This window comes from Candidatus Flexifilum breve, from assembly GCF_016713355.1.
In genome coordinates, this window is the sequence record NZ_JADJPI010000039.1 from 12,623 (window position 1) to 24,147 (window position 11,525).

Here is an 11,525-nt window from a genome sequence, read left to right on the forward strand (position 1 = left end):
AACGCTGGCCCCAACCGCCAGCCCTGACGGCCAGCGCAATCCCCGGACGCATACTGTGGCGGGTCAACTGGCACAGTCAATTCCTGAAACAGTAATGAAGCTTTGATAATCAAGAGCAGAAAGGAAATTTATAATGCCGGACAATCCCATTCCCCAGACGATGGGACAGCAGTTTGGTCGACGCTCCTGGGCGGAACCCTGGAAAATAAAGATGGTCGAGCCAATCACCATGATTAGCCGGGATCAACGCGAGCAGGCACTGAAAGCCGCTGGTTACAACACCTTTCTGCTGCGCTCCGAAGATGTCTATATCGACCTGTTAACCGACAGCGGCACCAGCGCCATGAGCGATCGCCAATGGGCGGGAATCATGTTGGGCGACGAGGCCTACGCTGGCAGTCGAAACTATTATCATCTGGAAGATGCTGTTCAGACCTATTATGGCTACCGGTATGTCGTGCCGACCCATCAGGGACGCGGAGCCGAGCACCTGATCAGCCAGTCCGTCATCAAACGCGGGCAGTATGTACCGGGCAATATGTATTTCACAACAACTCGGCTTCACCAAGAATTGGCCGGGGGGATTTTCGTGGATGTGATCATTGACGAAGCCCATGATCCGATCAATCCGCATCCTTTCAAAGGGAATGTGGATTTGGACAAGCTGGAAGGGCTCATCAAACGGGAAGGTGCCGAGAAGATCGCTTACATCAGCCTGGCCGGCACGGTGAACATGGCCGGCGGGCAGCCGGTGAGCATGGCGAATGTCCGCGCTTTGCGGGAACTATGTAACCAATACGGAATTCGCATTTATCTGGACGCGACGCGCATGGTCGAGAACTGTTTCTTCATTCAAGAGCGCGAAGCCGGATACAGTAATCAGCCGATCGCGGCGATTCTGCGCGAATTCTGCAGCTATACCGATGGTGCGTGGATGAGCGCCAAAAAGACAATCTTGTGAATATCGGTGGCTGGTTGGCTGTGATCAGGAAGAAGTCGCGGATCTGGCACGCAATCTGGTGGTGATTGTGAAGGGCTGCAAACGTATGGGGCATGGCTGGGCGTGATATGGAAGCCCTATCTATAGGTATAGCCGAATCGGTAGCCGATGATCATGTGCGGGCACGGATCGGACAAGTACGTTACCTCGGCGATCTTCTGACCGATTGGGGCATCCTGATCGTCCAACCCATAGGCGGACATGCCATCTTTCTGATGCCAAGCAAATCTATGCCCACATTCCACAGGATCAATTCCCCGCACAGGTGTTGGCATCCGAACTGTACCTCGATACGGGAGTGCGCAGCATGGAGCGCGGCGTGGTCAGTGCCGGACGCGATCCCAAGACGGGTGATCACCGGTACCCGACGCTTGAACTCACCCGTCTGACCATTCCGCGCCGGGTATACACTCAGGCCCATATGGACGTAGTAGCGGAGTCGGTGAAGGCGGTTTGCGATGCCCGAGAGACAACTCGCGGGCTGAAGATGGTTTATGAACCCAAGTATCTACGGTTCTTTCAAGCCCGGTTTGATCGACTATAGATCAGGGCACGTGAGTTTGAGGGCGTAAACAGATGATCAAACATATTCAAACGGACCGAGCCCCTATCCCGAAGGGGCCGTATTCGCAAGGTGTGATCGCCATAGCACCGCAATTGTATGTCGCTGCGCAGGGTCCCTTCGATCCAGTCACAGGCGCGGTGGTGGGGGTGACTTTTCGCGAACAGGCGGAGCGCGTATTCGCCAACATTCAGGCAATCGTAGAGGCAGCCGGTGCTTCGATGGCGGATGTGGTCAAAGTAACCATCTATCTCGCAGACGCCGCAAACTTTGCTGAAATGAATGAAATTTACCAGAGCTTTTTTCCGGCACCATTCCCGGCTCGAACCCCAGTGCTGGGGTCGGTTTACCTCGCGCAGATCATGGCGGATGCGGTCGTAGCGCTGCCCCAGACAGACCGCGAATCCTGACCATTAGCGGGCGGCGGTTGCGCGGTCGTAAGGTTGCACTCGTGCCTCGGTTCTTCGGCGCTGGAAATGATCTGCCGCACTAACACGTGCGAAGTGGAAAATCTCATCGGGTAACCGCTTCAAGGAGCATCTCGGTTGGTCTGGGAGGAATGCGATATTGCGTTCAATCAACCCGGTTCTCGACGGATACGTCGAGGATCGGCTCGCAGAATCAAGTCGATCGATAGCAAAAGATACCAACATCAAGATTAAACCCATTGAGTGCGGCTTCCTCCAATTGCACGATGCTGCCGCTCAGGGCCCGGAGCGGCAGTACGACACAGGGGAAAGTACACAGGGTTAGCACCAACCATGCGCCCCAAAACCGCAGATCGAGGGTAATCGTTGAACGCTGTAAAACATCAGAATCAGTGAGACAGGAACAGGGCTAAACTGAAGAGAGACTTTCCCATCTTCGAGAGTGACAAAAAGGCTTCGGCTGCTTCGAATGCACTGGGCAAGGGAAAGCGCGGCGACGCATCATCGAACCGTTGAATTCAGATTACGATCGACAAAAGTTTTCGCAAACTGGACATAGGTGTAGACATCAGCAAACGTGGAAGCAATGCCCAATGAGGCGCGCAGCGCACCGGTCGTTTTGCCATCGATAACATGGAGGAACTGTTCAAAAGAGAGTGATTCGTGGTCAACGAAGCAGGCCAGCATAGTTTCGCGGGTAAATCCCAGCCCGAGTTCTCGCGCTCCCGGATTACAGTGACAGCCTGCCCGAAGTGAGATTCGCTGTTCGTTCGCCAAGGCTTCGATTTCATTACAATCCCACATCGTACCGGACGGATCGAAGAAATTGACCTGAATCGTCGCACCACGCATCACTGCAGCTTGCGGTCCGTAAAGCTGAATGACCGGGCTCGCATTGCTGTGCCTCAGCCCACACAACTGCTTGATCGTCCACTCAGTCAAGCATTTCACTCGCGTATGAATTAGGTCGATGCCAATCGACTCCATGTGTTTCAGGCCGATCTCAACGGCAGGAATACTCAGATAGTTGACAGTGCCATCTTCAAAACTTGCTACCCCAGGCGTGAGATGATGGTTGAAGGCAAGCACTGAGGAAAAAGTGATCGTACCGCCGGAATACCATGGTCGGCGCAGCTTGTTCAATGCGGCTTTACGGGCAATCAAGCAGCCGATTCCGGTCGGATAGCCGAACATTTTGTAGAACGAGAGATCGACAAAATCTGGATGCCACCGACTCAGATCGAGTCGATTCGTCGGCACAAAAGCCGCTGCGTCGACAAGCACGTCCCAACCCAGTTGCTGCGCCTCGCCAATCCAGTCGAGAGGATGCTGCACGCCAGTAAAATTCGACTGCGCTGGATAGGCGAATAGATTCTTTTTTCCCGGTACGCTCGCCTGCAAATACTCGGCCAGAACGACCGGGTTCACCCGCAAATCAGGCAGCTCAAGCGGTATGTAGCAGACCTGTGCGCCCTTAGCGCGGGCATATTCCCGAATGCCATTCACCGAATTGTGATTATCAAACGTCAGCAGATAAGTACTCTCGGCGCCAAACGGATATGCTTCACCAACCAATTTGAGCGCGCCAGTCGCGTTCGCTGTGAATATGGCGACATATTCGTCGGGCGAGGCATTGAAGTATTGGAGAACCGCGGCGCGCGCCTGTTCGACCCGCTCGGTCATCGCCAGCGAAGTCAGATTTTTGGAGTGGGGATTGCCGAACACATCACTGGCGAGCAGCCTGAGGTGATCGCGCAGCTGCGACTCCGCGTACAGACTGCCTCCCGTGTAATCCAGATACACGTGCTTCTCCCGATCCAAGCGGGCATACTCCGTGGCCCGCAGCGCATCGAGCGGGCGGGTCGACTCATAGGCTGGAAACTGCCTAATGAAGTCTCCGAAGGCGGTCTCTTCGGTCATGGTGCTGAAGGCAAGCGTCGGCTGTATCATTTCAATGGCTCACTATGTGGTTACAAGTCCTACTGAACGTCAGTTAGGGATAAAACCGCCCGGGGGGCGGAATTTTGGGCGCGCCCCGCCCCCCCCCCCCCCCCCCCCCCCCCCCCCCCCGGGGCGGGGGGGGGGAAAAAAAGGACGGGGGGGGAGGGGGGGGGGCCCGCCCCCCCCCGGCCGGGGGGGGGGGGACAAGGGGGGGGGGGGGGGAGGGGGGGATGGAACAAGCAGTTATCCCAACTGACGTTAATGAGACGATGAGCGCCCGGAGCAGACTGCCGAGGCGCAGCATGCGCCCACCCAACCTGCTGGCGGGCGCGTACTCTACGGTGCACTCGACCATCGGCCGCTCTTCTCCCAAACGCGGCGCACCCTTGATGTGGCCACCCGCCAACAATGTAAACGTATCAGCAACCGGTTGAGAAGGACGCATGGTAAACACCTCTCAAGTACTAGTTATCTCGATTTGCGTTACTTGTAGTGTTGCTAGTATAAAGAACGTAAATGACGACATCGTGACGAAAACGTGATGTGAGGAAAACAGCATGAGCGAACTGCGGCTCTATTTGCTGGGGGTTCCCCGAATCGAATATCAGGGAAAACCTGTCAAGCTTGATCGCCGGAAAGGGTTAGCGCTGGCTGCTTATCTGACTCTCTACCCCCAGCCGCAAAGTCGGGATACTCTCGTCGACTTGCTGTGGCCAGAGCTCGATCGTGAGCATGGCCGTTCTGCGCTTCGCAGTGCCTTGCGTTCACTCACCATGTCAGTCGATTCCAACTGGATCGACGGCGACCGCGCTACTATCGCTTTGAACCGGACCAATATGTGGAGCGATGCGAGCGAGTTCACACGTCTCCTTTCCGAGACTGAAGCCCATAACCACCCCCCGGATGTCGTCTGCGAGCAGTGTGCAGAGCTGCTCAAACAAGCCGTGGCGCTGTATGCCGGAGACTTCATGTCCGGTTTCAGTCTAAAGGACAGCATCGACTACGATGACTGGCAGATGGAACAGCGGGAATGGCTGCGCCGCGAGTTTGCCGATGTCGTCCGGCGACTATCGGTGTTTCACGCCGACTTGCGCCAGTTCGAGCAAGCGATCAAATATGCCAAACGCTGGGTCACCGCCGACCCGCTGCACGAAGCGGCTCAGCGGCAGCTGATGCGCTTGTATGCAGCGAACGGTGAGCGTACCGAAGCGCTGCGTCAGTACAAGCAGACCGTCGACTTGCTCGATGAAGAACTGGCGACGCCACCCGAAGACGAGACGAACACGCTCTACGAAGCCATTCTGAACGGACTCGGCGACCCAACAGCATCCGCCACCAACTGTGCGGTGACCAGCGTGCTGCCGCCCCTGCCCTCGCTCCTGATTGGGCGCGAGGACGTGCTCCGCGAGATCAAGCAGCGCCTCGGCATCGGCGGCGAACAACGCCCCGTCACGGTGATTCAGGGTTGGCCCGGCGTGGGCAAAAGTACCGTAGTGGCCATGCTCGCCCACGACCGCGAGATGGTCGAGCAGTATCCTGACGGCGTGCTGTGGGTCTCGCTGGGCGAAACTCCAAGCTTGATCAGCGAGATTTCCGTCTGGGCTGAAGCCTTTGGTTTGAGCGAACCGACACGCATGCGCAAAGTCGAGGAATTGAGCGCGCAGTTGACCGCCGTGTTGCGCGACAAGCGGGTGCTCTTGATCATTGACGACGTTTGGCAGGTCGAACATGCCGCTCCGTTCCGTGTGGGCGGTCATGCCTGCGCGCATCTGATTACAAGCCGCTTGAACGATGTCGCTACGGCTCTCGCACCCACCGCCGTTGATCTCTACCGCCTGCCCCTCCTCACGGACCAAGCGGCGCTGGAGCTGCTGCACAAACTCACCCCCGAAACAGTCAGCCAATATCCCGCCGAGGCGCGCGCGCTCGTCCGCAACTTGGAAGGTCTGCCCCTCGCTCTCCATGTGGCCGGTCGTCTCCTGCACAGTGAAGCGCGGTTGGGCTGGGGCGTGCGCGAACTACTGGCCGAATTGGGCGCCGGAACTGGGCTGTTAGGCGCGCAAGCGCCCAGCGACATGCGCATGAGAGATATCTCACCCACGGTTGCAGCGCTCCTGAAGCGCAGTACCGATGCCCTCGACGCGGCATCGCGCCAGCGGTTCGCGGTGCTCGGTTTATTTGTACCGAAACCGGCGACGTTTGATCTGGCGGCAATGGGCGCGGCGTGGGGACTTACCGATCCACGACCGACGGCGCGTCTGCTCGTCGGACGCGGCTTACTCGAACCCATCAGCGGTGGCCGTTTTCAGATGCACGCCCTGCTCGTCCTGCACGCACGCTCGTTGATCGCCGAGGAAGGCTTTGTTCAATGACTCAGTCGATTGCACTCGTTCAACAGCGGCTTGCCCAACACTACGTCGACACGTTGCAGCGCGCCAATACCGCCATCCAGCGAGGCCGGGGGAATCGCAGCCACTGGTACAATCAGATCGAGCAGGATTGGGAACAAATTCGCCACTGGCAAGCGTGGTCGGCAGAAGCATCTGACCTAGAAAAAGAGCGCGCCAAGCTGTGCGTCGACTTTTCCATGGGTGGGCTAGACATTCTACGCGTGCGCCAGACGCCCGCCGACCGCATCCAGTGGATGAAAACGGCGTTGGCCGTGGCGCAGAAGATTGGGAATACCGCTGCCGAATGTACGGCGCTGCACGAGCTCGGTCACACCTATTTCTATATCGGCGCAACTGAGGACGCGACCGCCGTCGCTCAGATGCTGCTCAAATTGGCTGAACCAAGGCGTGACATCTTTAACCTTGGGCGAGCGTGGTACATTCTGGGTCAGGTGGGTGTGCATCAGGGTCAGCTTGATGAAGCCGAGGCCGCTTTCATCAACGGTTTGGCGTATTTACAGGAGGCGGGCGCAGAACCTGAATATGGACGCGCGCTGCAGGCGTACGGACGGATCGCGCTGTATCGCGGGGACAACCAGACGGCCTACGAACGCTTTGCAGGCTACTTAACGATCGTTGAACGCTCCGGGCGCGAAGCGGAACTGGCACCCGCCTACATCACTATGAATCACGTTCTGTTGGAAATGCACGATTATCCCCAAGCGAAACACTACGCCGAACGCGCCTTGCAAGTCTGCCTGAAAACCGGCTTTCAGCGCATGCTCGCCAATGCGTGGTTATCTCTCGCCGCCGCCGAAGCCGAACTCGATGAGCTAGACGCTGCCCGCACCCATTACTTGCAGGGCATCACCAGCGCCCGCGCTATGCAGGCGAACTCCACTGTCATCGACCTCCTCCGTTATCTGGCCGATGTCGAAATGCGGCAACAGCACTACACCGACGCACAGCAGCATCTGCAAGAAGCACTAGAACTTGCCCAGCAGCACAACATTTCATATTACTTATGTGAAATCTCAGCGGCCTTGGCGCACTGGCACATCGATCAGCACCAAACTGCGGCCGCTCGTGTTCATCTGCGCACCGCGTTTGATTATGCCCAACAACTGCGCGCTGATCGCTTTCTGGTCGTGGTGCTGGCGCGCGCGCTGCGACTCTTTCCGCTTGAAGGGCAGACCGAACAAGCCGTAGTCTGGTTCGGCGTGCTGACGCGTTATGCCCATTATGTCGAACCACGCGTCATCGCCGATCTCCAAACCCACCTCCAGCAAGGCTTGAGCGCAGCGCAGTTTGAGCAAGCCTTTACCCGTGGCGCAGATATCCAGCTCGCTGATGCCATTACGGAAGTTCTGTCACTCATCCAGTAAGCAGCCCACGGGCAACCGTAACCACAGACTATGAAGACTTGGTAACGCCACCTCAGATCATGCTGAAAAACGGTTAGGGATACGCGTTCGAGCGGCGATCTACTCGGCTGCGCGCAGCCGACACAGGACCAAAGTCAAGGGATAGGTGCCCCGTCTGTCACGGTGTTGTAACGCAGTCGTGACGATCGTTTCCTATAGTAGCCCTAAGCGTAGTGAGGCCGAACACACCTTCTGACTGTTCCCGCCGTCGCATACCTTCGTTCCTTCCTTTATCCCCACCAGTAACGGTTTGCCGTCGGAAGAGTCGTCCTAAGCCAGACCGCCCGGAACGGCACACCATGCTTGACAGGAATGCTGCATTGATACTGGTGCTCGGAGTTGAGCGCTAAGGCAGGGGGCGAATCACAGCAATGGCGATTGACACGGGAAACAGCACCTCAACGAGATTTGACTATCGCACCTTTCTACTCCCTCAGCTCTTAGTTAAGTTGGGTGTATTTCAGGGAATGCGCTCCCCCAATGCCGATTACCGTGAGAACAAATTCATGGAGGGGGATATCGCGCCCCAAAACGTCGATCAGGCGCTGAATTTCGTTCATCCGATGGGGGTGCTGCTCAATCTGGCGGGCTACCAATTGGAAGCCTTAACACTCGCGGCCATGGCGACCAATGGCGTGAGTTCGGGCGTTTTCATCAACTGCCTGAAAGGTGAATACAGCATTGGCAGCGCGGATCCGTCCGACGCGGAAAACGCGCTCCAATACCTGATCCAGCGCGACTTTCTCGCGAATACGAATCTTTGTCTCGCACTGCGTATCACCCCCCGCCCCATGTGGTGGGGCGAATCCGCCAGTGAGCAGTTTTTTAGTCTGCCGGTTTCACTCACGGGCTTAGGATTTTCGCACAGCCAACTCGAAACCCGCAACGCGATTTGGCTCCTGTTAGGTGGCAGCATCGCAAATAGTGGCACCAACGTCAAGCTGCAAGATGTGACGACTGGGCTCGATAACAGCCTGACTGATTTGACCGAAGCGATCGCTGACGCGCTGACGACCGAGTGGATCGCCAAGCAAGCTATCCCTGAAGCGCGCTCAGGATTGCTCAAATACCTCAGCCCAGCCCACTGGGGCGCGATGATCATGGGCGACACTATCTTAGGCGATGAAGATGAGCTCGAAACGCATAATCTGACGCTGATCAACATGGGGCTTGATGTTAGCGACTGGTTGGAAACGCTGAACGAAGCGACCTTTAAGTCCTGGCTGTTGGATCTGCAAAAGGGCAGTTTCAAACAATCGCTCAAACAGGCAGTGTCGCTTACAGGGGAAACCATTCAAGCGCAGGTGATTCCCGAAATCGCAACCAGCATTGAGACGATTTTCACCGGCACGCATCCGCAACGGGACTGGATCAAATTCAAGCATGTCCGCGATCTGATTGAGTCACTGGTGTTGAACGGTTCAGCCTTGCATTACATCAACGTCTTGATGCTGATGGAAGAGATGACCGTAATCGATATGCTCGGGCGTATCGGAGAACCAAGCTTGCCCAAAGTCACGCTGCCCTTCGACATCACCGGCTTTTACGAACAAGTTCCGCCGGAAGATATTTCCCAAGGGCAAGAACAAAACACCTTTGACTTTCACACCCTGCAAATCAATCAGGCTGGAATCTACGCGCAAGGACACTGGCAATACCGTGAACAAGCGGGCCTTTGCAGCGACCAGTATAACGGTGGCCGCTATGTTCGCTGGAAGCATTACCGCTTTTGCATCGACACATTACCGGGGCAGGACTACAGCGCTGGCCTGGAAGAAGTATTCATGAACGTTTTCCGTTGGGAGAACACCAACTTTCAGTCAGTGCAGCCCTATCTGAAACTCCCCGGCGATACCACGAGCGAAGATTACTGCAATTACAGTCTGAGCGCTCAAAGAGGGACGCTAGAGATCAAGAAGATTCCGCTGCTGCCACTCGACGAAATCGTGCCGAATACCGACGTATACGACACATCTTTGCCTGACTACAGTGTTCAACTCGAAATCACCCTCGGTTCCGAAACACTTATCATGAAGCGCGTGCACGCGCTGCCCTATCTACCGCAGCCGGACTTGATCGCAGCGCCGCTGAATGCCCGTGACTCACTGGTCATTGCGCAGCGCTTTCCACTGCACAGTTATGACAAAGTACGTATCTTAGCCGCCGCCAATTACTTGCTCACCAGCATTGGGGACTACGCGTATGCCTTTGAGACCGACAGCGGCATTACGGATCGGACAACGCTGGATGCCCTTGAAGAGATCGATCACAACTTTGCGGAATGGATGGCGCGTTATGCCTGCGTTAGTGCAATAACGAGGAAATTGGTCAACGCAGGCCCCCAGCTTGAAGCCATCCGCGCATTTATCATGCATGTTTTGTCCCAGCGGATCGTGGTTCTGAGTGACATCAACATTGATGCGCTAACCGTTTTGAGCGTTTTTTTGCATCGTCCAATTAACAGTAACCTCCTGATATACACGCGGACGATCTTCGGTGATTCCCTCCCCGAACGGAGTCTGGAGATTGAGCAGGCCATTGACGATGGGACAGCCGAGAGCCACATTTACGATTGGGGCGATAACGGTCTAGGCGAAGAAGGTCAGGGGAAGATTGTCGATAAACTAATCACATTGGGCATCAAAAAGACGTTCGACGCGGCTGAAGCCATACTTGATTTCTTGGTCAAGCTTGAAAAAGGGGTTATCCCCGTTGCCATTGATGTCAGCATCTTCATACTGGAAATCACGAAAATCTCACCGCACGGCACACAATACCCCGGTTGGGCACCCGGCGAAATTCACAGCTACTTGGGATTTTTGGCCGGGGTCGCGGCTGGCTTCTCAAAAGGTATGTACTTTAAAGCAGACAGCACACAACGCATGTACGCGAGTGTCAATTGGGATCCCGGCGATTTTAGCGGCCCGATTTTCCAACTGAGCTTTCAGGCTGGCGTCGTGCTGGACTTACGCGCCGATCTCGATTTCATCAATCTGCATTGGCATGTCGTCGACGTGGGCGGGTGGCTTGAACAGCAGATTCAGACCTTCGGACCCGTCCAAAAGTTTGCCGATTGGATGGGCGTTGACCCAAACGATATTCGGCTCGGCTTTACCCTCAGCACAACGACATTCGTAGGCAATACGTTAGATCTCGACCCCAAATTGCCCATTGTCTCCAGAGGTCTAAACTGGGTTGACTATTCTTATGGGGCAGCCGGCATCCTGGAAGCGGGAGCGCTCAATGGCGCGATTCTCCACATCTCTGAAGACCTGATGGGACATGATGCCTACGGGGTGCTTGAGGGGATGTTCGCGGCTGTCGACCCCCTGACATGGCGGGTCATGGCGCACACCAGCGCCCGCACCTACAATGAACTTGATGAATGGGAGCTTACAGACGGTGACAAAGTGCTGCTGCGGGGCATGGTCGCGGAATACCTGATCATTTTCCGCCGCCGTGATACCAAGCTCACCATCAACGGCCACGCCAGCCCCATCGGTAGCGACCCCTATAACCTCTGGCTCTCGCAAAAACGCGCCCAAGCCGCCTATGACTATCTGCGCAGCCTGCTCACCGACGACGAGTTTTTGATCCTACCGCAGAACACCGTCGTTCAAGGGTTTGGCGAACTGTATGCCAATGTCTTTGGCGCCCCCGAACGCGATGAAACCTGGCAAACAGTCATGATCTACCTGAACGGGGAACTGGTTGTTGCCCTAGGCGAGAGTCTCAGCGAAAGCGATGCCGGATGAGCGCGAGATACGGAGCAAACCACGC

The 11,525-nt window shown here is 56.2% G+C and carries 5 protein-coding genes and 1 pseudogene; 5 read left to right on the forward strand and 1 reads right to left on the reverse strand.

The features are described from left to right. The first annotated feature begins 133 nt into the window (after window positions 1–133). Window positions 134–1,544: pseudogene (locus IPK17_RS41205) on the forward strand (tyrosine phenol-lyase). Between the two features lie 32 nt (window positions 1,545–1,576). Further along, window positions 1,577–1,972 (forward strand): Rid family detoxifying hydrolase, encoded by a 396-nt coding sequence (locus IPK17_RS36515; RefSeq protein WP_343422673.1) that lies wholly within the window; start codon window positions 1,577–1,579, stop codon window positions 1,970–1,972. Window positions 1,973–2,491: 519 nt separating this feature from the next. On the opposite strand, the gene IPK17_RS36520 is transcribed toward IPK17_RS36515, so the two are convergent. Next, entirely contained in the window at window positions 2,492–3,940 is a 1,449-nt protein-coding gene (locus IPK17_RS36520) for an aminotransferase class V-fold PLP-dependent enzyme (RefSeq protein WP_343422674.1), read from the reverse strand. Between the two features lie 764 nt (window positions 3,941–4,704). Between IPK17_RS36520 and IPK17_RS36525 the strand changes: the two genes are divergently transcribed. From IPK17_RS36525 to IPK17_RS36535, 3 genes are all read left to right on the forward strand, one after another. Further along, entirely contained in the window at window positions 4,705–6,303 is a 1,599-nt protein-coding gene (locus IPK17_RS36525) for an AfsR/SARP family transcriptional regulator (protein ID WP_343422675.1), read from the forward strand. Continuing rightward, window positions 6,300–7,706, forward strand: coding sequence for a tetratricopeptide repeat protein (locus tag IPK17_RS36530; protein WP_343422676.1), 1,407 nt, complete (start codon window positions 6,300–6,302; stop codon window positions 7,704–7,706). The genes IPK17_RS36525 and IPK17_RS36530 overlap by 4 nt, the downstream gene beginning before the upstream one ends. Window positions 7,707–8,116: 410 nt before the next feature. Beyond that, window positions 8,117–11,500 carry an OmpA family protein gene (locus IPK17_RS36535; protein WP_343422677.1) on the forward strand — a complete coding sequence of 1,128 codons (3,384 nt, stop codon included), beginning with the start codon at window positions 8,117–8,119 and terminating at the stop codon, window positions 11,498–11,500. Window positions 11,501–11,525 lie beyond the last annotated feature (25 nt).